We start from the raw sequence: 24,190 nt of genomic DNA on the forward strand, positions 1-24,190 counted from the left end.
CTATTCTAAATAAAAGAGCCATGCGTTTATTAATCAGCAATGCTCATTACTTATTATAATAATGGCTGGCAGGGCTGAATCGTTATCTGTTTATTTTACAAGGAGTTTACTATGAAAAAACTATACGTTACTCGTACTGCCCCAAATCCGCGTAAAGCTTTGATACTCTTGGCGTCAAAAGGGATTGATGTCGATGACATGGATGACGTCGATGTGATAGATATCGACTTTGCAGCCAACGAGCAGATGTCGGCGGAATTTACCAAGATCAATCCGATGCAGACGGTACCGGTCTTGACCTTAGACGATGGGACGGTGCTTAATGACTCACAAGCGGTCTGTGAGTATCTAGACCGCGTCTATGGCGAGCGCTCAGTGATGGGGAATGATGTGGTACAGCGCGCGCAAGTTTGCTCCATGCGCCGCATCGCTGAGTTTGAGGTGTTGTACAACCTGATGCTGGCGTTTCAGCACAGTCATCCCTCCAAGGCTCAGCGCGTCGAGCAGGTTCCTGAGTTTGTCCAGCCATCTATCACCCGTGCTACCAAAGCCATGGGCTATTTTGAGAACGCTTTAGTAGGTCGCGACTATCTCGTGGGTGAGCAGTTAAGCTTTGCTGATATTGTGCTGTATTTGGGGTTGGATTTTGGCAAAATACTTAAAGTCGACCCAAGCAAGCAAAGTGAAAACCTAGCACGTTTTTATCAAAAAATGAATGAGCAGTTTAGTATCAAAAATATGGCAAAAGCCAAGCCCGTAGATGGCAGTAAGTGATGAGAGATGGACACGAGAGATTGATAAGTAGTCGGCTGCTTACTTCTTAAGTGTATCCTTAACTAGGGCGTGTCCTCAATTCAATCGATAGTAATCTAAATGGGTTAAAAATGGCTAAATCTGGTCAAATGAGGACACGCCCTAGCTGCTCAATTAACCTTTCAACTGCTGACAGCTTATATTCAATTAAAACAGCTTATCTCATGATTGGCTGTTTTTTTATGCAGTGTTAATAAGGCGTTATAATCAAGCCAAGATAGAAGTTGCAAGATAGTAACTCACGACTACTAGCACTAAAACATGGATTTGGGAACTATTTTTAAAAGATGTAATAAAAATAAACATTTTATTACATAGTGCCGTAGACACAGCGTTATAGTGAGCAATCTGTCCTGAGCTTTTAGACGTTGCATAAAAAGCTTTGTAATAGAGCTTAAATGATATTTGACAGTTTTTTGCCACATCTGTTTTATACAAAAAAAAGAAACCAAGCTTACTAAGAGGTACGTTGTATGGTAAGTAAAACCGCAAAACCCGCTTCGAAATGGCTACTATTACCAAGCATGCTTGTAGCAAGTCTAGCGCTGGGCGCTTGTCAAAAATCCACTGCGCCTGCTGATGGTGACACGGTGGATCGTCATGAAGCGGCGGTAACCAGTGAAACAGATGGCACTACGCCAATAGACGAGATGAATGTAGAGAATACGGATACAGACGATGGCCATGATGATAAGCTGACGGTAGAGCAAAAAATGATCGAAAACCTATCGCGCTATCGTTGGACGCTATCGGATATTCAGAATGCTGGCAGTGGGCCATCGGTGTCTATGCTGGCTGATATCAAAGACCAAGTGTCATTACTGTTTAATCAAAATCAAGGGCAAGACACTTTGAGCTATAGCGTTGGCTGCAATGCTATGAGCGCGGTTTATCAGCTGCAGGGTAATACGTTGACCACCGAAGAGAGCATGAGTACACAAATGCTCTGCCAAGATCTCAATGAGGCTGAAAATCGTCTGAACACATTGATGCAGGGTACGAGTGAGTTGAGCGTGACGACAGATGAGTGGCCCTTACTCACGCAAGTGACCAGCGATGAGGTGACGTTGACTTGGAAAGGGCGGCTGACCTCACAGGCGAAATATAATAGCAAAGGAAAAACCGTCTTTTGGGCCGTCAACGCCAAGAAAGCCCCTTGCACCGCTGAGGGGACACAGCAGTGTCTGCAAGTCAAACCCATCACTTATGATGATCAAGGTATCAAGACCAGTGAAGGTAAATGGGCTGCGTTCACGGGAGAAATCGAAGGCTATCAGCATGACGGCAAGCATGATGAAGTGCTGCGTCTCCAGCGCTATCAGCTGGATGCCGAAGACGCAGTATCAACAGGTGAAGAGTACGCTTATGTACTCGATGCCGTGATAGAAAGTAGCGTGGTAGAGTGAGGCTTTTAAGGTAAGTTGGTTGGTCGTTTTGGTTATTTAAAACGAGGGCTAGATAGCCAAAATGACATAAAAAAACACGCGTTCAAATGACGCGTGTTTTTTATGTCTGATGGTTTGTAGACAAATAGCTTGATGACTTAGCGTAAATTGCCCAAGTCTTCTTCTGTTAGCCGCCAGCGGCCTTTTTTCTTAGAGCTGCCGCGCCCGCGCATGGCGCTGTTTAATATCAGTTTGTTCATCGAATGGCTGGAGTGAGCATGGCAAATCGCACAGGCTAGGCCGTCGGCGGCATCCTGCTGCGGCACAACATCTAACGACAGTATACGGCATACCATCTCCTGCACTTGCTCTTTGGCCGCTGCGCCATAGCCGCAAACCGCCTGCTTGATCTGACGAGCAGTGTACTCCGACACCTCTAAGTCTAGTGCTACCATCGCTGCGATGGCGGCACCGCGGGCTTGACCGAGCTTTAGCGCTGAGTCTGGGTTTTCGGCCATAAATACTTGTTCGATTGCCGTATGAATTGGTTCGTCAGTATACTTTAGATGGTGCTGAGTAATACGCGTCAACCCATTAAAAATACGCTTTAATCGCTCAGGCATTTCCTTAGTATCTGTGCGAATGGTGCCTGCATCGATATAGGTCAGTTTGTCGCCGGTTTGTTGCACGATGCCATAACCGGTCATACGCGAGCCTGGGTCAATCCCAATAATAATTGCCATAGTATTCCGTCTTACTTACATTTTGTTTTATATCTTAAAAATCCGCTATAAGTTTGATAGTATAGCAATCAATCCCCATATACATCATATGTTAGCCATCTTAATTTGTATGGCGCTTTATTTATTGGTTTTTATTTTATAGGACGACACTTTATGGGTCAGATCGTTGGTATCGCCATTGTTTGGTTTATTATTGAGATGCTGCTGTGGTATTTGCTTGCTCAGTTTATGAGTGGCTGGTGGGTATTTATGTGGTTTATCATCGCCGCTGTCATCGGTGTGTCACTGATGCGCAAAGGCATGGCCGCGCTCAACCCGATGGCGCAGCAGATGAAAGCAGGTGGCATGATGAATCCAGCGATGCGCCCGCAAGAGTCTACCATGCTGAAAAGTGTGGCGATGGCGGCAGCCGGTATTTTATTACTGATACCAGGGGTGCTCAGTGATTTACTAGCGTTATTGGTTGTGTTGCCGCCTGTACAAAAAAAGCTGAAAGATGCGGCCAACAACTATGTCATGAATAATCAGCAAAAAATGATGGAAATGATGGCAAAACAAATGGGTGGACAGATGGGTGGTCAAAACCCATTTGGTGGCATGGGCGGTCAAAATCCGTTTGGCGGTGCAGGTGGTATGGGTGGTCAAAACCCCTTTGGTCAGCAGTCGCAAAACCCGTTTGGCGATGTCTTTAAACAGCATACCACCGTAGATGGTACGGCCAAAAGCGTGCCTAAAGATGTAAAAAAAATCACCAAGTCTGCTAATGATGAATCATAGCAAGCCGTAAAGCAGATAGCAAAAAGCCCCTTTCGTGATGAACGAAAGGGGCTTTTTGCTGGTCTTGATGGCTTATTTATCCTTTATATTTTACAAGCAATAAAATAAAGAGAAGACCGAATAGAACAACCGAAGTGCCGCCGCAAGATGGTGACCCATGAACCGTGAAGTTCAGGGCGGATGCGTCACTGCCTCTGCAGGTTTCCTGATACACCGCAAGCGGTGCAGGCATACACAATGAGGCAATAGGTACCACATCCTAGTAAAGCATTATCGGCTCAGGGAATAAACATCTACTAGCCAACACTTCAGAATAGTTTCATCTTAACCAATGAAAAGTGTGATTGCAAGTAACAATTACAGATTGCTACGTAGTGAAAATTTGTCAGTTTTTCAGCAATTTTCAGATATGTGCTAATATAGAGGGCTTTCAACACCCTAAGACAGCATTATAGGCGTTCATTCACTTGAGGAGCGGTAATATATGACCACGAACCAGCAACCATCAGAGTCTATCGATGACAATCAGGCACAACTTAGTGACAAAAACGGCGGACAAAACAAAAAAACACCGCATGTTTTGATGATATTGGACGGCTTTGGTCATCGTGAAGAAGATAAGGACAATGCCATTGCTGCGGCCAATATGCCAAACTTGGATAAAATCTATCAGCAATACCCACATGGCCTGATCTCTGCCTCTGGAGAAGATGTGGGCTTACCCGATGGTCAGTTTGGCAACTCAGAAGTGGGACATATGAACCTCGGCGCTGGCCGCGTCCTTTATCAAGACTCAACGCGTATCTCAAACGAATTGGCCAACCGTGAGTTTTATAAAAATCAAGCGCTGGTCGATGCAGTAAAAGCGGCAAACGACTTGGGCGGTAATGTGCATATCATGGGCTTGCTTTCTGATGGTGGGGTGCACTCGCATCAAGACCATATCGAAGCGATGTGTCACTCAGCGCTGGTACATGGTGCCAAAAACGTCTTTGTGCATTGTTTTCTAGATGGCCGCGATACGCCGCCTAAGTCTGCTGATAAATATATCGATCGCTTGCGTGACCATATCGGTAAGCTCAATGCCCACTACGAAGGTGGCCGCGTACAGATTGCCAGTATCATCGGGCGCTATTATGCCATGGACCGTGACAATCGCTGGGAGCGCGTCCAAAAAGCCTATGAGCTGATCACTGAAGGCAAAGCTGACCGCTTGGCAACGCGTGCCGATGGTGCTGTACAAGCCGCTTATAAAGCGCGCGAGACGGATGAGTTTGTCAGTCCGACGACTGTGATTGGCCGTGATGAAATGCCTTATACAGTTGAAGACAATGACGCGCTGATCTTTATGAACTTCCGCGCTGATCGTGCTCGCGAGCTTACCCAAGCGTTTGTGCTGCCAGATCATGAGTTTTCAGGGTTTGCCCGTCAAAAGCAGCCAAAGCTGGCCGCCTTTGTCATGCTGACCAAATACTCTGATGTGCTGGCTGACAATCCTCACACCAGCATCGCTTATCATCCCGCCTCATTGACCAACACCCTTGGCGAGTATTTGCAAAACATCGGCAAAACGCAGCTACGTATCGCCGAAACAGAAAAGTACGCTCATGTGACGTTTTTCTTTAGTGGTGGCCGCGAAGAAGAGTATGAAGGCGAGACCCGTATCCTAGTACCATCACCTGATGTGGCCACTTATGATCTGAAGCCTGAAATGAGCGCCCCTGAAGTGACGGATAAGCTGGTCGAGGCGATTGAGTCTGGCAAGTATGATGTGTTAGTGGTCAATTATGCCAATGGTGATATGGTCGGGCACACGGGCATCTTTGATGCCGCGGTGCAAGCGGTAGAGGCGCTCGATGTTTGTATCGGCCGTCTTGAGACTGCTGTGCGCACGGCTGGCGGCGATATGCTTATCACCGCTGATCATGGCAACTGTGAGCAAATGCAGGACTATGACAGTGGGCAAGTGCATACTCAGCATACCACCGAGTTGGTACCGCTGATTTATATCGGCGAGCAAAAACTCACGGTGCGCAGTGGGGGTAAACTCAGCGATATCGCTCCGACAATTTTGACCCTGATGAGTGTGGATGCACCAGCTGAAATGACAGGTAAGAGCCTATTGGTTCCAGCGTCGTAAGCCTGTTTTATGATCATACGCCACCCTCATGAGTAGCGGCGTGTTGCTCATTGCGGTGAATGACGATACTGTGGCTATGCCGTGAGTTGTGCTGTAGCGGTAATATGGCTATGGTAAGGACAGACAGACGTTGTACCGTCATATTATAAGGAGAGATAATGATTGTCTCTCCTTTTTTTGCTATATTTTTAGGTGTTTTTTTATTATCACGACCGCAGTCTACCAATGACAGTTAACGATTTACATACTGAGGGTTTGCAACACACTACTAGTCTTAGCTCTGCTCTTGATGCTATCTTATAAAGTCGCTATCACAGATATTTTTATAATAAAAATTACGATATTTTATGATTAACACGAGTATTTTATGCGTCCTATTTATGCCATACGCTCTTTTCTCATCAAAAAAATCAATCGCGATATCAGATGTGTACCTAGCACGCCTGCTGTATGTAAGCCTGTCTTTATGGCAGCGCTGCTAGGGCTGGTCGGTGTCAATATCTCTCAAGCGGCTCCCAGTCATCATTCGGCGCAGAAGCTGCAACTGATTGGCTTAAATACGGATGAGATAGACCCTGCAGAAGACAATCTATCAGATATCGCCGACATGCTAGAGGCAGCCGACGACATCGATGATTCGATAGATAGCGTTGCCGATGAAAGCGTGCTCAATGACGAGGCCGAGGTAATCGATACCGCGATACCGCCGGAGGTCGCGCATGTGTCATTGAATGCCATTTCTCCTGAGACGCTCAAAACCTTTGTCGCTGTGGTCGATTTGGTGCGCCGTGAGTATGTTGATGCGGTCAACGACGAGACGCTGTTTAATAATGCCATGAGCGGTATGTTGACCAAGCTCGATAGTCATGCTGAGTTTTTGGATGCTGAGGCTTATGAAAACCTGCGTGCCTTTACCGAAGGCGACGTAGGCGATGTCGGTATCAAGGTCAGCTATCAGCCACAAGAAGGCTACTGGGTCATCACAGAGGTCATCGATGACTCACCTGCTGACAAAAAAGGCATCGCAGTCGGCGATTATTTGCATCAGGTGGGTGAGTTTAAGCTTGATGAAAGTCGCCAAACCAACGACGTTGAGCAACTGCTGACGGGTATCGCTGGCACGCAAGTAGATGTGGTGACTTCTAAAGCGGGTCGCCGTAAGCACACTACCACTTTGCAACGAAATAACAGCCATCCGCAAACCATTGAGATAGAGCTGGTCGATGGTATTGCGGTGGTTAGGCTACCAGCCTTTCAAAACGATAGTCGTGACAGGCTGCTTGAGGGTTTGATCGATCTAGACTCGCCGGTTTCAGGCATTTTGTTGGATCTACGTGACAATCCAGGCGGCGTGCTTACCTCGGCGGTGAATGTCGCCAGTCTGTTCATGAATGATACTGATGTGGTGCAGGTACAAGCGCGCCAAAACGAGCCGCGCGTGCTGTCAACGACAGGTGAGGCCATCCTTAAGCCTCTACCTATGGTGGTGCTACAAAATCGCTACTCGGCTTCGGCGGCCGAGGTGCTTGCCAGTAGCCTGCAGGCGCAGCAGCGCGCCACTATCCTTGGGGAGGTCAGCTATGGTAAAGGATCGGTACAGTCGGTGATTCCGCTAAACGATGAGCAAGCGGTCAAACTGACGGTCGCCAACTATATGACCGCCACGGGTAAAAAGATAGATGAGATCGGGGTGACACCTGATGTGATGCTCTCTGGAAATGAGAGCACGTGGCGACAGCAGGCTCTTGAGCTGGTCAAAGAGCGCGCCTTAACGTCAGGCGTTCGTTTTGTCCGAAAACCCAACCGCGCTCAGTAATACCAATCTAGATCATATAATGGTCGCCCGTGCCATAGATCGTCTCTGGTCCTTATTCCAGCTGGTCTTCATCGATCTCTAGTTTTTTCATGCGGTAACGTAAAGAGCGAAAAGTCGTGCCCAGCAGTTCAGCGGCTTGGGTTTTATTCCAGCCTGTTTGCTTTAGTGCGGTGATGATCAGCTGTTTTTCTTGCGCTTGTAAATAATGCTCTAAGCCTTGGGCGGGTAAGCCTGCATTGTTGATGTTTTTTGTCTCGTTTGGCGCTTGTACGGCCTGATTGGCCGTTTTTATGTTTTCGGCGCTGTCGCCCTGCGCCGTTTTTGGGTGATTGGCCGCCGCACCTTTGATGACAGAAGGGTAGTGCTGAGTATGGGTGCGATAAGGATGCAAGTTGCTGGCCGAAGTCGGGGCTTGGGTAGGTTGCCCCTTCTCATCGCGTGCTGCTGAGCTGTCTATGGGCACCATTTGTTCCGATGGACTTGGCAAAAGCGTGTCTGCTGAAGCAGGATGAGTGCGGGCGGCAGGTGTTTCAGCTGTTGGTGCTGTGCCTTGCATAACTGAGCTCATCGCTTGCGGCTCTGTCTCCGCCGGCGTCAACGCTGGCAGGCCCAGATGGTTGACATCAATATTTGGCGTTTCTGCTAGGGTTACTGCACGCTCAAGTAGGTTACGCAGCTCGCGCACGTTGCCTGCAAAGTCGTGATATTGCAAACGCTCACAGGCGGCTGCCGTCAGTGAAGGCGGCGTCTCCAATTGCCACTCTTCAGCGATCAAGGCCAAAAAGTGTGTCGCTAGTACAGGTATGTCATCACGGCGCGCGTTGAGCGTCGGTAGTTTTAATTCAATGACGTTGATGCGGTAGTAGAGGTCTTGGCGAAACGTGCCAGCTTGCACCAGCTGGGATAAATCTTTATGAGTTGCAGACAATATGCGGATATCGACAGGTATCTCTTTGGTATCACCGATGGCTCTTACCGTTTTTTCTTGAATGGCGCGCAGTAGTTTGACCTGCATCGCTAGCGGCAAGTCAGCCACTTCATCTAAAAATAAAGTCCCGCCATTGGCTTGCTGAAACAGGCCTTGTTTGTCAGCGACCGCGCCCGTGAAGCTGCCTTTTTTATGGCCAAAAAACTCTGACTCCATCAGCTCGGAGGGTATGGCGCCGCAATTCACAGGTACAAAGCTACCATCACGGCGTGGACTGAGGTCATGAATCAGTCTGGCGACCACTTCCTTACCCGTACCCGACGCCCCTGATAAAAACACCGGTGCTTGCGAGCGCGCCAGTTTTAAAATGGTGTTTTTCAGTGGTAGCATCACCGCTGAGTCGCCGATCAGCCTACTATCGAGAAGTTTTTGCTCAGGGGTACACTCAGGCGCGGCCTCGGGGTCGTCACCTTGGTGAGTGACTTTAAGGGCATTTTCGACCAGTTGGCGCAGGCGCGGCAGCTCAAGTGGTTTATTGACAAAATCAAAAGCGCCAAGCTTGAGGGCTTCGATGGCCAAATCCATACTACCGTGCGCGGTAATAACGGCAATGGGCGTGTTGGTGCTGCCACTGATTTCTTTGACCAGCTCCAGCCCTGAGCCGTCAGGGAGCTTGAGATCCGTTAAGCAAAAGTCATACGCGCGCTCTTGCCAGTAGTCTCTTGCTTGTGACAATGTATAAGCCACATCACTTTTGATGCCCATCTTGGTTAAAGTGATTTGCATTAATCGGCACAGATCTACTTCATCATCAACGACTAGCGCGGTTTTTGTCATACATCATCTCATCGTATTCGGTAGCGAAAAATTATCAAAGCATCTATCACAATTGCAGTTAAGTACTTACAAATGCTCAGCTTATCAGTGCGGTATTGGTACACAAATAGTAAGGTCGTACCAATGCATTTTATACATGGGTGCGGGCATTGATGGCAGGTGCGATGAGGCGAAAGCAGGTTTTTGTGTGTTCAGGCACATATAGCAAGCGAGCTTGATTGGCTTCGCAAAAGGCTTGTGATAGATACAACCCAAGTCCTGTCCCTGCTTGATCTGTGGTAAAAAACGGATTGAACAGGTGCGGTAAGTCATGCTCGCGGACCCCAGTACCACCATCTAAAATATCGATTATAACATCGTTATCTGCACAATAAATCTCGATTTCCACAAAGGCATGAGGGTGGGCGTAGCTACTATGACGCAAACCATTGTTGATTAAGTTGATCAACACTTGCTCTAGTTGGTGGGTGTCAAAGGAGATGGTCGGCTGGGTCTTAACGCGCAAAAACACGTCATGGCCCTGAAAATGGTTTTCTAAAAACGCAGGCATCCATTCGGCCAGTACGATGGGCTGCTGGTTTGCTTGCTGCTGACGCGACAGCTTTAGAATGTCTTCTATAATGCGATTGACGCGTTTGGTCTGCGAAAATATCATTTTATACAGCTCATGATTGGCTGCGATGTGCTCATCACTATAATCAGGGGCAGGGCTTGTCATGTTATTTGCTGGTGGGTGACAGATTTCTACGACGTCCTCCATGAGCAACTGGCTGGCTTGTGAGATGGTGGCCAGTGGGTTTCTAATCTCATGAGCAATACTGGCCGTCAGCTGTCCTAAAGACGCCAGTTTTAGCTGCTGAGCGTTGGCTTGCTCACGGCGCAAATCTTCGAGCATGACCAGCTTACTGCCGTCTTTTAGAGGGATAATCTGTACACGTAGCTTGCCAAACACCGATACATTGGCCACGGCAGGTAAGTCATAAGTAAAGGTACGCGACTGTCCTGCTGCGACAGTCAAGCAGGCTTGAAGCAGCTGTGGATGCTGCTCGTCAAGTTGCTCTTCAAAATCTGCTAATTGGGCAGCAGATGCGCTATCGAGCCTGCGCCTATCGTTTGGCGTATGACTTTTGCTGGTAGTAGGTAAGGTGAGTGATGGACGATGAGGGATACTGAGCAGCTGATACGCGGCAAGATTTGCCAGCACAATATGCGCCTGATCGATGACAATAACGCCATTGACCATTTGAGTGATGACTTCTTGGTTGATGACATTTAGGCGCTCGACTTCCTTGGCATGACGGGCGGCCACTTTTTCTAACTGCACCAAACGCTGAGAGATAGACCAGCTCAAGCCACCCACTGCCAAAAAACTGGCAGACATCAGCAGTGCATCGCCTAAGTTGGTCAAGCTCATACTATTGGCAATGGCATAAAAAAACTGCTGATAAATAACAAAAATAATCGCCAGTAAGGTGATGATCAATGCTTGAGAGCTGTGAAGTAGCATAAAGCTTGCCGCTACCACTACCATATATAGCATGGTCAACTGCAAATCAGGCGCACCTGCGGTATAAAGCAGCAAGCTTAAGATGATGACATCCAAAGCCAAGCCAAAAGCCAGCTGCTGGCGCATGTGTTTGTTGACCACATAAAACAAACCGAGCAATATCATGCTAAGCAGTACATAAAAGCTCAGGGTGGTTTGTTGCAAAAAACTGGGCAAAGACGCGCCGCTATCAGCGCGCGCGGTGATATAGACCATGAGCATAGAAAACAAGCTCACAGCAAAGCGATAACTGCTATAAATCAGTCCTAATTTACGCAGCTGCGGCAATGGCAGGGTGTCATTGGGGGGCGCTGAGCGGGTGATGGTCGAGACAAAACGAATAGCAGGTTTCATAAATGTACCGTCATGGACAATCTTACTTGCTGGCTTACAGTGCTGACTGGCTTAGCTGGTTGACTTACTGAGCAGGCAAGTAGGCGAAGATTATGGCTGAATCAGACCATGACGAATCGCTAAATGTGTCAGTTTGACATCGCTATCGACCCCGACTTTTTCATAGATACGGTAGCGATACGTATTGATGGTTTTGACACTGACAAACAGCTGGTCCGCGATTTGCTGCGGGCTTTGGCAGTTGACGACCATCATCGCTACTTGTTTTTCGCGATCACTGAGCAAATCAAAGGGCGAGCTGGCATTGTCTGATAGCAAGACGTCTGCTAGCTGCTCTGCGACATCTTGGCTAAAATAGCGGCCCCCTTGATAGACTTTTTTTACTGCCCGTATCATCTCGTCTAAGGGTGTGCCTTTGGTGATATAACCGTTAACCCCAGCTTTGATCAGCATAGAAGGATAAGGCTGCGCCGACATACTGCTGACCGCCAAAATCTTGATACCCATGTCTAGCTGGACCAAACGTTTGGTGGCTTCAAGCCCGCCAATATTGGGCATATTGACATCGAGTAATACCACATCAGGGTGCAGCTGTTTGGCCATTTTGATCGCCATGTCGCCGCTATCGGCCTCACCGACCACCTCAATATCCGCACTGTCTGACAACATACGGCTGATACCCATACGTACCAAATCATGATCATCGACTACCAATACTTTAATCATCACTATACTCTTTACTATTTGTCAGAAGAAGGGATACTGCCTAGCATAAATCACAGACAAAAAACTGTCTAAGTTATTTTTTAGTTTTTGACGATGTAAAATACTGCTAATATATTATGTGGATGTTGTTGTTTAATATATCAAATTTTGAATAATTGCCATGCTTTGGGTTAAAATATATTGCTGAAATGTGAACCAATGTTTCTATAATATAAAGTGGTTGTAGCAAAATTTGAATTGGGACAAAATAAACCATTAAATCAGCTTGGTACATTAAACTTAAAAGCAAACCATGATACACTAAAAATACAAAAACTCTATACGAGTACTTACAAACCTATTCATAAACGCTATGAACGTTTTTGGCGTCAGATCGTATGTATCTGGCGTGATAGCGACAGCAGGAGGCACAATGAAGCAACTACCATTAACCAAACAGCAACTGATCGCTGCCATGATTTCACTGAGTTTGGGTGGTGTGGCACAAGCTGCACTTACGATTAATGGTAGCGCTGATACAGAATCTAGCGCGCGTATCAGCTGGGGCGGTGCCGATAGCTTGTCTGAAGCCCGTAAGATTATGTACAAATCGACAGGCTCTGCTATCAAAAAAGTCGATACCGGTTATGGCACCACCAATATCACCAATGCCAACAGTTTTGGCAGCAGCAATAATAGCTATACCAGTAGCAATCGCTACAACACCACCTATCGCGGCGCCTTTGGCAGTAGTGATATGATTCCGATCAGCACAGACTCGCGTAGTGTGGCTGTGATTGATGCCGAAACAGGCGAGTCTATCTACGAAAAAGACGCGGATATTGCCCGTCCAATGGCCAGTATCACCAAGGTCATGACCGCGATGGTGGTACTAGATGCCGGTCTGGATATGCGTGAAGAGATTACCTTAGACGCAGAAGACTTCGTCGGCCCCAAACGCGCAAGCTCTCGTCTAAAAGTAGGGGATCGCCTCAACCGTGCCGAAATGCTGCTCATGGCCTTGATGAAGTCAGAAAACCCAGCCGCAAAGAGTCTGGCGCGTAACTATCCAGGTGGATATAGTGCCTTTATGCGAGCGATGAACCGCAAAGCGCAAGATTTGGGTATGACGACTGCCTTTTTTGGTGATCCAACGGGTCTTGACAAGCGTAATGTGGCGTCATCAAATGATTTGGTCAAGATGGTGCGCGCTGCGGGTAACTACGATGTGATTCGCCGCTTCTCCACCACCAAAAGCTATGATTTCTTTGTATCAAATTACTCTCGTGGCAACCGCACATATAAAGCCAATAATACCAGCAGCTTAGTACGTGAGGGTGGCTACCCTATTGGTATCTCAAAGACCGGCTTTATCAATGAAGCAGGGCGCTGTGTGGTCATGGAAACGAGGGTCAATAACCGTCCAGCCATTATTGTTATATTGGGCGCAAACAGCTCAGCCACGCGCTGGGGCGATGCCAAAAATATCTTAAACAGCTTGGCCACGCGTCGTACTGTATAAGTGCGGATGACATTGATGTCAGTATACAAACACACATACGCAAGTATATAGAGCAAAAATAGACAGGTAAAATAATTCAAAGGGCTGTTATATCGTATAACGGCCTTTTTTATATCAAAAAGGATACTCGTGGTATGAATCACTTGCAATCGGCTGTCGTACCTCAGCTTTATTTACTGACGAACGACGATGAGTTTGAGCGACTCTATCAAAAGCTAGAGGCCGCGCTGGCAACAGGGCTGGTCGGTCTGCTGCAAGTACGCCGTAAAAAAACAGCGGCATTGCCAGATGGTGCGGCAACACTGTTGGCAGAAGCCAAGCAAATCGTCGAGCTGGCACGCAGATATCAGGTACCAGTCGTGATCAATGATGATAGTGCGCTGGCGGCCAAGCTCGGTGTTGGGGTACACCTAGGTCAGCAAGATGGCAAGATGGTCGATGCCAAGCGCCAAATAAGTCCGGATCAGATTATCGGTCGTACGTGTCATGGACAAGTGGCACTGGTCAAAGAAGCCAAGCAGCAAGGCGCAGACTATGCGGCCATGGGTGCTGTTTTTGCTTCTACGACCAAGCCCAAAGCCGATACCATCTCGTACCAGCAGCTAAAAGAAGGCTGCCAGCAAGGCATCGATATCTGCGTGATAGGCGGATTAAGTGCTGAGAATGTCGGCGCGCTGGCAGGTTTGCCCATCAAATATGTGGCTGTCGTTGGAGATATTATGGATTTGCCTATTGCGCAGATAGCACCTCGTTGTCAGCAGTGGCAGCAAGCGTTTGCAAAGTGGCATGCCGCTGCCGGTGACGTAAAGGCCTGATGGCCAAGTATCGTCAATCCAATATAAAATCGCCCTAAAGTAGGTTAACTATATAAGTCACAAGGATAAGTCAAAATCCATTCGCTATTTGGCGTGTTGCATACATAACGTAGCATAGGGCAGAGCTTCTAGGCGCTGCTCTTCGATTGGCTCGCCGCATACTTCGCACTCTCCATAACTGCCGTTTTCGATACGGCTTAGCGCGTTTTCTACATAAATTAGACTTTGACGCGCCTCAGCCATGAGGTTTTTTCGCATGTCGTTTTGACGGTAGGAGATGGCTTGGTCTTCCCAGTGCTCATTGAGGTCGTCCTGTGGGTTTTGGATATGTTCTTCGATTTTGTCGATGCGAGTTTCGTACTCTTCTTTGAGTTTTAATAGGTTTTGTTTTGCTGTTTTTAGATCGATACTCATGGTTTTCTCCTAGTAGGTTTTTGTTATTATTCACTAAACAGTTAGGCTAGCGCCTGTGTTTGGCAGAGCCTGCGTTTATTCTGGTCTAGCCTAAGGTCATCATAGTGTAGGTTTATCATAAACAGCGCAATCCATGAGTGCCACCACGAAATGTTACTGGTTTTATAAAATACTGATTTTTATCATCAGTTTGTCGAGCCGGTTTTGTGTGATTGTCTGCTGAGTAATATTTAATCCACGCTTTGATAGGAGAGCGTGGCAGAAAACTGCTAGAATACACCGCCACAAATTCTTACTAGAGTGTTTTTGATCGGCCTGAGCGCTACCACTCAGGCGGCATAGTGCGGCATCGTATCGATGGTGTCAGTTTTATTTAGAATTGACCATAAATATGTGGTAGTAGGGCTTATCGAGCAGTCCACTGTAGATTAACAATAGATGATGTAGAGGAGCAGTTAATGAATTTTTTGCGTATGAGTGAGCTGAGCTTAACGGACAAGGTTGTATTGATTCGAGAAGACTTAAATGTGCCAATCAAAGATGGCAAAGTCAGCAGTGATGCGCGCCTACAAGCAAGCTTACCTACCATTAAGATGGCGCTAGAAAAAGGCGGGGCTGCGATTGTCTGCTCACATCTTGGGCGGCCAACCGAAGGCAGCCCTGAAGCCATTTATTCATTGGCACCGGTCGCTGATTATCTTAGCGACAAACTGGCTGCGCCTGTGCGGTTAGACACTGACTATCTGACTCAAGGCGTGTCTATCAAAGCAGGTGAAGTAGTGCTACTAGAAAACGTCCGTTTTAACAAAGGCGAGAAGAAAAACGAAGCTGCTTTGGCAAAAAAATACGCAGATTTGTGCGATGTGTTTGTGATGGATGCCTTTGGTACCGCGCATCGCGCGCAGGCATCGACAGAGGGCGTCACTCAAGCCATGCACCAAGCAGGCAAAAAGGTCTGCGCAGGGCCGTTGTTGGCCGCAGAACTTGATGCGCTAAGTTTGGCGTTAGAGACACCAGCTCAGCCGATGCTGGCTATCGTGGGTGGCTCAAAGGTATCGACCAAGCTTGAAGTGCTGCATAGCTTAGCTGAGGTATGTAGCCAAATCATCGTTGGTGGCGGTATTGCCAATACATTTTTGGCGGCGCAAGGTCATAGCGTTGGTGCATCATTGTATGAAGCGGATTTGATCGATAGCGCTCGCGATATTATGAGCAAAACTGAGATTTTATTGCCTGAGTTTGTGGTGGTGGCTGATAAAGGCGATATTGACTTTGCCGATTTTACTGGTTCATTACAACAAGCCACTGCGACCATTAAGTCGGTCGATGCCATCGGCGACAACGACATGATCTTGGACATCGCCCCAAAAAGCGCTGAGCAATTGGCTGAGGCTATCATCAATGCCAAGACCATTTTATGGAATGGTCCAGTTGGAGTTTTTGAAGTGGATGCTTTTGGACAGGGTACGCAGATATTGGCCGCAGCGGTCAAAGACAGCGCTGGGTTTTCTATCGCAGGCGGCGGTGATACGCTAGCTGCCATTGATAAATATCAAGTGGCGGATGGCGTCAGTTATATGTCTACAGGTGGCGGCGCTTTCTTAGAATTTGTTGAAGGCAAGGTGCTGCCAGCAGTTGCTGCCCTGCAAATAGACGCGTAAACCTTTAACGTTACTTAGTACGTTAGTAACACTAGACGTACAACCATGATGAATCATCTAAGGTAGGCTGTGGAAATAAGAGGATGGCCATCAATATAGTGTTCTGTATGACAGACTTCATAGTGTTCTGTATGACAGACTTCGGTATTGATGGTCGCCGATTATTATTAAGTCGTATTTATTTGTTTATACACTGAAAATTATTATTGCATGTCTTATTTGCACTCTATAAAATAGCGCAACCATGTATTTTGACATGCTTTATTTACGAGAGGTTTATTATGTTAAAACGTCATTTGTTACTTGCTAGCGTACTTGCTGGTACTTTTGCTATCACTGCGTGTAGCCAACAAACAGAAGAGAACACTGAAGCTGCTGTTGAGTCTGCCGGTGATGATGTCGCAGCCAACACTGAAGCCGCCGCTGTAGAGACAGAAGCTGCTGCTGCAGAAGCAGAAGTTGCTGCTCAAAATGCTGGCACTGAAGTCGCCGAAAGCGCTGAAACTGCTGGCGCGGCTGCGACAGACGCTCTAGAAAACACAGGTGATGCAATCGCTGATGGTACCAACAAAGCAGTAGCAAACACTGCCGAAGCGGTAGCTGATGGCGCAAATGCAGTGGCTGACGGCGCAAATGATGTCGCAGTTGATGCTGAGCAGCAGTACTAATAGGTTCGATAATCAGTAGCTTGTCAAAACTAGTCGCTTAGTAAATAAGCATCGTTTGACCGGTTCAAACCTTTTTTATCACTGTTTGACTACTGATAGATTGATGTACAGCTCGCTAAATAAGCAGTTTTTTATGACTGCCCTATAATGGTTGTCTCATAAAATAGCTGCTTTATAAGCCCTCAAAATACTACAAAAGCCTTGGCGATTGCCAAGGCTTTTTGTATGGTGATGGCGAAACGCTACAAGCATTTTTTTGTAGTCAATCCGTCATAAAATAAATAGTCAGGCAACCGCTACGAAGACAAGGCAATTTTTGCTATAATCAGCGCACGATAATGAGCGTCTATTATTGCCAGTTGCCAATGGTTTTGCCAGACGGGCAGTTTTGACATCATTGAGTGTACAGCTTTGGGCGAGTCATATAGGCAGCGCTATGTTGCTGCTATCATTTCAAAAGCTATTTTACATACTATCCAAAATTTTAATCAGAGAGCGTTTTATGGCCTTAATATCCTTACGTCAACTTCTAGATCACGCTGCCGAGCATAATTACGGGGTGCCTGCTTTTAATGTCAATAATTTAGAGCAGATGCGTGCAATCATGATGGCGGCCGACGCCTGCGACTCACCGGTCATCGTCCAAGCCAGTGCTGGCGCTCGCAAATATGCAGGCTCGGCGTTTTTGCGTCATCTGATTATCGCTGCTATAGAAGAGTGGCCGCATATTCCTGTGGTGATGCACCAAGACCATGGTATGTCGCCCGCCATTTGCCAACGCTCTATTCAGCTTGGTTTTTCATCGGTGATGATGGACGGCTCACTGGGTGAAGACGGCAAAACCCCAATGGATTACGATTATAACGCTAGCGTCACACGCGAAGTGGTCAAGATGGCGCATGCGTGCGGCGTTTCTGTCGAAGGTGAGATTGGCTGTTTGGGTAGCCTTGAGACTGGCATGGCGGGTGAAGAAGACGGCTCAGGAGCAGAGGGCGTGTTGGACCATGAACAGCTATTGACCAGTGCGGACGAAGCCGAGCAGTTTGTCAAAGATACCAATGTCGATGCACTCGCCATTGCGATTGGTACCAGTCACGGTGCTTATAAGTTTACACGTCCACCGACAGGCGATATCCTATCTATCGAGCGCGTCAAAGAGATTCATGCCCGTATCCCAAACACGCATTTGGTCATGCATGGCTCGTCCTCTGTGCCGCAAGAGTGGCTCAAAGTCATCAACGAAAATGGCGGTGATATCGGTGAAACATACGGCGTGCCAGTTGAGCAAATCGTCGAGGCCATCAAACACGGTGTGCGTAAAGTAAACATCGATACCGATTTGCGGTTGGCTTCCACAGGCGCTATCCGCCAGTTTTTGGTAGAAAACCCAAGTGAGTTTGATCCACGTAAATATTTCAAAGCCTCTATGGTCGCGATGTCTGACATCTGTACCAACCGTTTTGAGGCCTTTGGTTCTGCTGGTCAAGCGCACAAGATTCGCCCAATCAGTCTTGAAGGTATGGTTGATTTTTATAACTAAGCCTGACAAGTAGGGCTGAGCTTATCAAAGAAGGCGTTTGTCATATCGATATGCAAACGCCTTTTTTTCTCTAAATGCTTGGGTGTAAGCGCAAGAGGTTTACGTGTACGTTTTTGCATAGGCGTTTTTAAACCAAAATATTGAGTATTAAGCGTAGAGTATGGCGCGGTTTATTTTTTATAATGATAGGTAATGGATGATGATTGGACTGATTACAGGGCAGGTCGCGTACCTGATGGCACCAACGGCATGTATTTTGACCGCATCTGGCGTGGGGTATGATATCGAGCTACCATTGCCGTCATTTTGTCAGTTACAGCTCGATCAGCAGGCTCGTATTTGGACGCATTTGCATGTGCGCGAAGACGCGCAGCTGCTCTATGGGTTTATCGATCGCAAAGAGCGCGAAGTGTTTCGTCAGCTTATCAAAATCAATGGTGTGGGGGCAAAAATGGCGTTAGCGATGCTATCTGCTATGTCGGCCGCCGAGCTTAAGATGCATGTCGAGCAAGAGTCAGAGAGTGCACTGACGCGTATCCCAGGGATTGGCAAGAAAACCGCACAGCGGTTATTAATTGAGCTCAAAGACAAGCTAAAAAATATCGAAGTCGACAATGATTTGTTAGAGCTGCCAACGCAGGTAACCACAGCTTCTCACGAAGGCAGCATCATCGCTGAGGTCGAGGGCGCACTTATCAGCCTAGGTTACAAAGAAAAAGAAGCGCAACAAGCGATTAAAGCGGCTAAGCGTAGTGGAGATACGTTTGCTGATACGCAAAGCTTACTAAAAGCGACTTTGCAGCAGTTGTCAGGCTTTTAAGGCAGTTTTTATTATTAATTAGGGTATGCCGAATATGCTTGACAGCGACCTAGCATAGTTGACTTAAGATAAGCGACATCGATTGTCGCTTATTTTTGTTTACGTCTGTGCTTTCGTGCGCTGGTGCTTTATGATGTTTTGTATGATTTCACATTTTTAATATAATGAAAAAACTATGACGCAAGATCGTTTAATTAATCCGCTAGAGGGCGCCGGTGATGCGCCTGACGCAAATATTCGCCCAGCACTACTGGCAGAGTACATTGGCCAGCCTGTCGTGCGTGAGCAGATGGAAGTATTTATCGGAGCGGCGCGCGGCCGTGATGAAGCGTTGGATCATACGCTTATCTTTGGGCCACCAGGGCTAGGTAAGACGACTCTGGCCAATATCATCGCGCGCGAGCTGGGTGGTAACCTGCGTTCAACCTCGGGGCCTGTCCTTGAGCGACCTGGTGACTTGGCTGCTATGTTGACCAATCTAGAGGAAGGTGATGTGTTATTTATCGATGAGATTCATCGGTTAAGCTCCGTCATCGAAGAGATACTCTATCCTGCGATGGAAGATTTTCAGCTGGATATTATGATTGGTGAAGGGCCTGCAGCACGCTCTATCAAGCTGGACTTGCCGCCATTTACGCTGGTAGCAGCGACCACGCGCGCGGGGCTTTTGACTTCACCTCTGCGAGATCGTTTTGGTATCGTTCAGCGGTTAGAGTTTTATAATATCGCAGATCTGACTACCATTGTGACACGAGCGGCGCGCTTGATGCGCGTGCCGATGAGTGAAGACGGTGCGGTCGAGATTGCGCGCCGTGCACGCGGCACCCCAAGGATTGCCAACCGTTTGTTGCGCCGTGTACGTGATTATGCCGAGGTCAAAGGCGATGGCCGTATCAATGGCGCGATAGCAGGCAGTGCGCTGGATATGCTGGCGGTCGATAGGCGCGGTCTTGACCATTTGGACAGACGCTATATCGAGATATTGCAAGAGCGCTTTGATGGAGGGCCGGCAGGGGTTGAGGCGGTAGCGGCGGCAATGGCAGAGGATCGCGGCACGCTTGAGGATGTCATCGAGCCGTATTTGATTCAGCAAGGTTACGTTTTACGTACGGCTCGTGGCCGCGTATTGACGCAGATGGCCATTGACCAGATGTTATAGGCCAGATGAGATGATATAAAACTGGCCAAAACACCTTTATACAAAAAGCGCCGCCTTTTGGTTGATTAAAAGGTGGCGCTTCTTCGTTTAAATCAGAGATGTCGCTATCAAGTCATTCAATGAAAAATTGTCATATCGGATAGCCTATAGGTCGGCGTAGGCTGTTAATCTGCGACCACAGTCTTTGGCCATATTTTTCCAGGATTAAGGATGTTATTGGGGTCGAGCGCTGATTTGATGGCTTGCATCAATACTAAGGCATTACCATGCTCCTGTTGCATATATTTTTGCTTGCCTTGACCAATACCATGCTCACCTGTGCACGTACCATCCATCTCGATGGCGCGCATGGCCAGGCGGCTAATGATGCCATCGGCAGTAGCGATTTCCTCAGGGTTATCGGTATCGACCAATAATAAAACATGAAAGTTGCCATCACCCACATGTCCGACGATAGGGCCAATCATTCCTGATGCCTCGATGTCTTTTGCCGTGGCGCTGACGCACTCTGCCAAGCGCGAAATAGGTACACAAGCATCGGTCGATAAGGCGCTGGCTTCAGGCCGTAGGGCAGAGCTGGCATGATAGGCATTGTGCCGCGCTTGCCACAGACGCTTACGTTCGGCCTCGTCTGTGTCCCACGCAAAATCGCTACCGCCAAACTCTTCGATGATGTCAGTAAAGATTGTTGCTTGCTCAGCCACGCCCGCGTCCGTGCCATGAAACTCCACAAACAAAGTTGGCGTCTCAGTCAGGTCTAGATTGGCATATTGATTACAGGCTTTGATTTGCATGGCATCGAGTAGCTCAATACGGGCAACTGGCAAGCACATCTGGATGGTAAGCATCACCGCCTGACAAGCGTCCTCAATCGTTGGGAAGTGGCAGATACCACTAGCAATACATTCGCTAATACCAAACAGCTTGAGCGTGACTTCGGTGACAATGCCTAGCGTCCCTTCTGAGCCGATCATAAGCCGTGTTAGATCGTATCCAGCGGCCGACTTTTTGGCGCGTGTGCCTGTACGTACGATCTCCCCGTTGGCGGTCACGACTTCTAGAGCGAGCACCACATCTTTCATAGTGCCGTAGCGCACAGCGTTGGTGCCAGAGGCGCGAGTGGCCACCATGCCACCGATACTGGCATTAGCGCCTGGGTCTATCGGAAAAAACAGCCCCGTATCGCGCAGGTAGTGATTGAGCTGCTCGCGTGTGACGCCAGGCTGTACGGTCACGGTCAGATCTTCATTATTGACTTGTAAGATTGTATCCATCGCATACATATCGATACATAGCCCGCCAAAAGGCGCGTTTAGCTGACCTTCTAAGGATGAGCCTATACCAAAAGCAATCACTGGCATCTGATACTGGTTGCAAATCTCGACAGCCGCGGCGACCTCATGTTTATCCTGCACGGTCAGCACCGCATCGGGTGGCTGGTTGGCAAGCCATGTCATGGTATGACCATGCTGCTCGCGTACCGCTTTATTGACACTCAGCTGTTTGCCAAAGCGCATCTGTAGCGCAGCTATGGCCGCACTGTGATCGGGCGTAGTGCTATCGTACGGCTCGGATGCGGGTAAGGCGGATAGGGCAGACATGGATGACTCCTACATATATGATTTGTTAGACAGCATGTGTTTTTATTTTTTGGATGTAGACTAGGGCGTGTCCTCAATCTAATCGATAGCTATCTAAATGGGCTAAATCTGGCCAAACGGTGTCGAATAGCTGACGAATATCTCGATATTAACGGCGCTATTTTCCTTATTTGGCGAAAATTTATCTCATTTTTATCGCCATTTTTAAAATGAGGAGATGCCCTAAAACAATATACGCCAATGGCATAACGAGCGCTAAAAGAGCAATTAGGCCAGCACTCGCCAAACAACCACGACGATGGCCAATAGATAAAAGACAGGCGCGAACCAGCCGACTTGCGTGGCAATCGCAATAAAGATAGCAAAGCCTGAGAGTGCCAACCAGTCGCGGCGACGGTCATTGAGCATATCCGCTCGGATTTGCTGTATTTCTCTGAGCTGACTGTCTTGCCGCGACCCTTGCGTGGCAAGGCTTTGTAAACCTTGGTCGAGTAGTTTTGGGATATCCGTGGTCGATAATAACAGCTCTGGCAACTGTTGGCGCAGCTGTTGTAAGTTGCGCACAGGGTCGAGCTGCTCTTTGATCCAGCCGCTAAGGATGGGCTTGGCAAGCGACCAAATATCAAGCTCAGGATATAGGTCGCGCCCCAGTCCCTCGACATGTACCAAGGTTTTGAGCAGTAGCATTAACTGTGGCGGAATACTCATATGATGACGACGGGCGATATCCAAAATCTGCATCAATACTCCAGCAAAATCGATGTCGTTAATGGATTTTTGTAGCATCGGACCGACGGTGCGTTTCATGTCACGCATGAGTGCATGCTTGTCGGCGTTAGGTGGTATCCAGCCTGCACGGCTGACAATATCTACCACGGCCGTGAAATTGTTATTCATCACCGCCAGCAGCATCCGCGCCACCACCAGCTGATCGTCTCTTGACAGTGTACCCATGATGGCACAATCAAGGCCGATATAGCGCGGCTCATGCCCAAGCTTTGCCGTATCATCGTATAAATCTTTGACAGGTGGCGTCTCAACGAAGACATTACCCGGATGCATATCAGCATGAAAAAAGTTATCGCGAAATACTTGGGTAAAAAATATCGTTAAGCCTTTTTTTGCCAGTGTCGCACGATCATAACCCAGCTTATCGAATACCTCGACCTGCGAGATAGGAACGCCTTGGATGCGCTCCATGACCATGACGTTTTTGGCGGCATCATAAACTTCAGGCACATACATGAGTGCCGAGCCTAAGAAATTATTACGCATCTGCGTGGTATTGTCCGCCTCCAAGGTCAAGTCCAGCTCATTGAGCATCACTTGGCGATAGTCTTCGACGATATCGATGATATGTACCGCGCGCGCCGCTTCGATACGCGCCGATGCCCAGCCGGCCAGCTCGCGCAGTAGTTCAAAGTCAGAGACGATGGTGGCGCGAATATCCGGCCGTACCACCTTTACCACCACTTCACGACCATCATGCAAGGCCGCGGTGTGTACTTGGGCGATAGATGCCGCCGCTAGTGGCTTGACATCAAAGCGGGAAAACAATGTGTTGATCGGTTGACCGAGGCCGTGTTTTGGGTGCTGAATCTGAGCAATGGCAACGTCAGCGTCGAAGGGTTTGACTTTGTCTTGTAGCTGCACCAACTGCTCGATGATTTCGGGTGGCACCAGATCACGGCGCGTAGAGAGTAGCTGGCCAAGTTTTAAAAACAGCGTGCCCATGTCTTCTAGGGCGTACTTGATGGCGTTGGGCTGATGTTTTTTGCCCCACGCGGCAGGGTGTAGACGAATCAAGCGCGCGATAGGCTGTAACTGCGGCATCTCTTCTAAAGACAAGTGCGTATCGATGCGATAAGTGGCGGCGATACGCCAAAGCTCAAATAAACGGGCGCGGTGAGATAGTAGCATGAGAAATAAGCACTCTAAAAAATTCA

19 protein-coding genes and 1 other RNA gene are annotated in these 24,190 nt (G+C 48.0%); 12 read left to right on the forward strand and 8 right to left on the reverse strand.

Going from position 1 to position 24,190, the window contains the following annotated elements; all coding sequences use genetic code 11:
- The first annotated feature begins 111 nt into the window (after positions 1 to 111).
- A complete protein-coding gene (locus BTV99_RS01960; protein ID WP_075100651.1) occupies positions 112 to 774 on the forward strand; it encodes a glutathione S-transferase family protein in 663 nt (220 codons plus the stop codon).
- Positions 775 to 1,286: 512 nt separating this feature from the next.
- Positions 1,287 to 2,219 carry an META domain-containing protein gene (locus BTV99_RS01965; protein ID WP_075100652.1) on the forward strand — a complete coding sequence of 311 codons (933 nt, stop codon included), beginning with the start codon at positions 1,287 to 1,289 and terminating at the stop codon, positions 2,217 to 2,219.
- 137 nt (positions 2,220 to 2,356) lie between these two features.
- On the opposite strand, the gene ruvC is transcribed toward BTV99_RS01965, so the two are convergent.
- A complete protein-coding gene (ruvC, locus tag BTV99_RS01970; protein WP_075100653.1) occupies positions 2,357 to 2,941 on the reverse strand; it encodes a crossover junction endodeoxyribonuclease RuvC in 585 nt (194 codons plus the stop codon).
- Positions 2,942 to 3,094: 153 nt separating this feature from the next.
- On the opposite strand from ruvC, the gene BTV99_RS01975 reads away from it, so the two are divergent.
- Complete coding sequence (locus BTV99_RS01975) at positions 3,095 to 3,718, forward strand: FxsA family protein (protein ID WP_075100654.1); 624 nt, start codon at positions 3,095 to 3,097, stop codon at positions 3,716 to 3,718.
- 122 nt (positions 3,719 to 3,840) lie between these two features.
- On the opposite strand, the gene ssrS is transcribed toward BTV99_RS01975, so the two are convergent.
- A non-coding RNA gene (gene ssrS, locus BTV99_RS01980) (6S RNA) lies at positions 3,841 to 4,036 on the reverse strand.
- Between the two features lie 166 nt (positions 4,037 to 4,202).
- On the opposite strand from ssrS, the gene gpmI reads away from it, so the two are divergent.
- Positions 4,203 to 5,858, forward strand: coding sequence for a 2,3-bisphosphoglycerate-independent phosphoglycerate mutase (gene gpmI, locus BTV99_RS01985; protein ID WP_075100655.1), 1,656 nt, complete (start codon positions 4,203 to 4,205; stop codon positions 5,856 to 5,858).
- Between the two features lie 367 nt (positions 5,859 to 6,225).
- Positions 6,226 to 7,674 (forward strand): S41 family peptidase, encoded by a 1,449-nt coding sequence (locus BTV99_RS01990; protein ID WP_083608472.1) that lies wholly within the window; start codon positions 6,226 to 6,228, stop codon positions 7,672 to 7,674.
- Positions 7,675 to 7,726: 52 nt separating this feature from the next.
- Here BTV99_RS01990 and BTV99_RS01995 read toward each other — a convergent pair whose 3' ends face one another.
- The 3 genes from BTV99_RS01995 to BTV99_RS02005 form a co-directional block, all read right to left on the reverse strand.
- On the reverse strand, positions 7,727 to 9,439 hold the full coding sequence (locus BTV99_RS01995) for a sigma-54 dependent transcriptional regulator (RefSeq protein WP_075100656.1): 1,713 nt from the start codon (positions 9,437 to 9,439) through the stop codon (positions 7,727 to 7,729).
- 130 nt (positions 9,440 to 9,569) lie between these two features.
- Complete coding sequence (locus tag BTV99_RS02000) at positions 9,570 to 11,339, reverse strand: PAS domain-containing sensor histidine kinase (protein WP_075100657.1); 1,770 nt, start codon at positions 11,337 to 11,339, stop codon at positions 9,570 to 9,572.
- 90 nt (positions 11,340 to 11,429) lie between these two features.
- Positions 11,430 to 12,065: a response regulator gene (locus tag BTV99_RS02005; RefSeq protein WP_075100658.1), complete on the reverse strand. Its 636-nt coding sequence runs from the start codon at positions 12,063 to 12,065 to the stop codon at positions 11,430 to 11,432.
- A gap of 412 nt (positions 12,066 to 12,477) precedes the next feature.
- Between BTV99_RS02005 and BTV99_RS02010 the strand changes: the two genes are divergently transcribed.
- A complete protein-coding gene (locus tag BTV99_RS02010) occupies positions 12,478 to 13,566 on the forward strand; it encodes a serine hydrolase (RefSeq protein ID WP_075100659.1) in 1,089 nt (362 codons plus the stop codon).
- Positions 13,567 to 13,700: 134 nt separating this feature from the next.
- Positions 13,701 to 14,381, forward strand: coding sequence for a thiamine phosphate synthase (locus tag BTV99_RS02015; RefSeq protein ID WP_075100660.1), 681 nt, complete (start codon positions 13,701 to 13,703; stop codon positions 14,379 to 14,381).
- A gap of 84 nt (positions 14,382 to 14,465) precedes the next feature.
- Here the strand turns inward: BTV99_RS02015 and BTV99_RS02020 are convergent, their stop codons facing one another.
- Complete coding sequence (locus BTV99_RS02020; RefSeq protein ID WP_075100661.1) at positions 14,466 to 14,795, reverse strand: TraR/DksA C4-type zinc finger protein; 330 nt, start codon at positions 14,793 to 14,795, stop codon at positions 14,466 to 14,468.
- A 458-nt stretch (positions 14,796 to 15,253) separates the two neighbouring features.
- Between BTV99_RS02020 and BTV99_RS02025 the strand changes: the two genes are divergently transcribed.
- From BTV99_RS02025 to ruvB, 5 genes are all read left to right on the forward strand, one after another.
- Positions 15,254 to 16,456 (forward strand): phosphoglycerate kinase, encoded by a 1,203-nt coding sequence (locus tag BTV99_RS02025; protein WP_075100662.1) that lies wholly within the window; start codon positions 15,254 to 15,256, stop codon positions 16,454 to 16,456.
- A gap of 281 nt (positions 16,457 to 16,737) precedes the next feature.
- Positions 16,738 to 17,124 carry a hypothetical protein gene (locus BTV99_RS02030; RefSeq protein WP_075100663.1) on the forward strand — a complete coding sequence of 129 codons (387 nt, stop codon included), beginning with the start codon at positions 16,738 to 16,740 and terminating at the stop codon, positions 17,122 to 17,124.
- A 502-nt stretch (positions 17,125 to 17,626) separates the two neighbouring features.
- Positions 17,627 to 18,664, forward strand: coding sequence for a class II fructose-bisphosphate aldolase (fba, locus tag BTV99_RS02035; RefSeq protein ID WP_075100769.1), 1,038 nt, complete (start codon positions 17,627 to 17,629; stop codon positions 18,662 to 18,664).
- 199 nt (positions 18,665 to 18,863) lie between these two features.
- Positions 18,864 to 19,484 (forward strand): Holliday junction branch migration protein RuvA, encoded by a 621-nt coding sequence (gene ruvA, locus BTV99_RS02040; RefSeq protein ID WP_075100770.1) that lies wholly within the window; start codon positions 18,864 to 18,866, stop codon positions 19,482 to 19,484.
- A 175-nt stretch (positions 19,485 to 19,659) separates the two neighbouring features.
- Positions 19,660 to 20,643: a Holliday junction branch migration DNA helicase RuvB gene (ruvB, locus tag BTV99_RS02045; protein ID WP_075100664.1), complete on the forward strand. Its 984-nt coding sequence runs from the start codon at positions 19,660 to 19,662 to the stop codon at positions 20,641 to 20,643.
- Positions 20,644 to 20,807: 164 nt separating this feature from the next.
- On the opposite strand, the gene BTV99_RS02050 is transcribed toward ruvB, so the two are convergent.
- Together BTV99_RS02050 and BTV99_RS02055 are read right to left on the reverse strand one after the other, a co-directional pair.
- Positions 20,808 to 22,244: an FAD-binding oxidoreductase gene (locus BTV99_RS02050; protein WP_075100665.1), complete on the reverse strand. Its 1,437-nt coding sequence runs from the start codon at positions 22,242 to 22,244 to the stop codon at positions 20,808 to 20,810.
- A gap of 267 nt (positions 22,245 to 22,511) precedes the next feature.
- Positions 22,512 to 24,164, reverse strand: coding sequence for an AarF/ABC1/UbiB kinase family protein (locus BTV99_RS02055; RefSeq protein WP_075100666.1), 1,653 nt, complete (start codon positions 24,162 to 24,164; stop codon positions 22,512 to 22,514).
- Between the last annotated feature and the right edge of the window lie 26 nt (positions 24,165 to 24,190).

The sequence above is a fragment of the Psychrobacter sp. Rd 27.2 genome (genome assembly GCF_001921755.1).
GTDB lineage: Bacteria > Pseudomonadota > Gammaproteobacteria > Pseudomonadales > Moraxellaceae > Psychrobacter > Psychrobacter celer.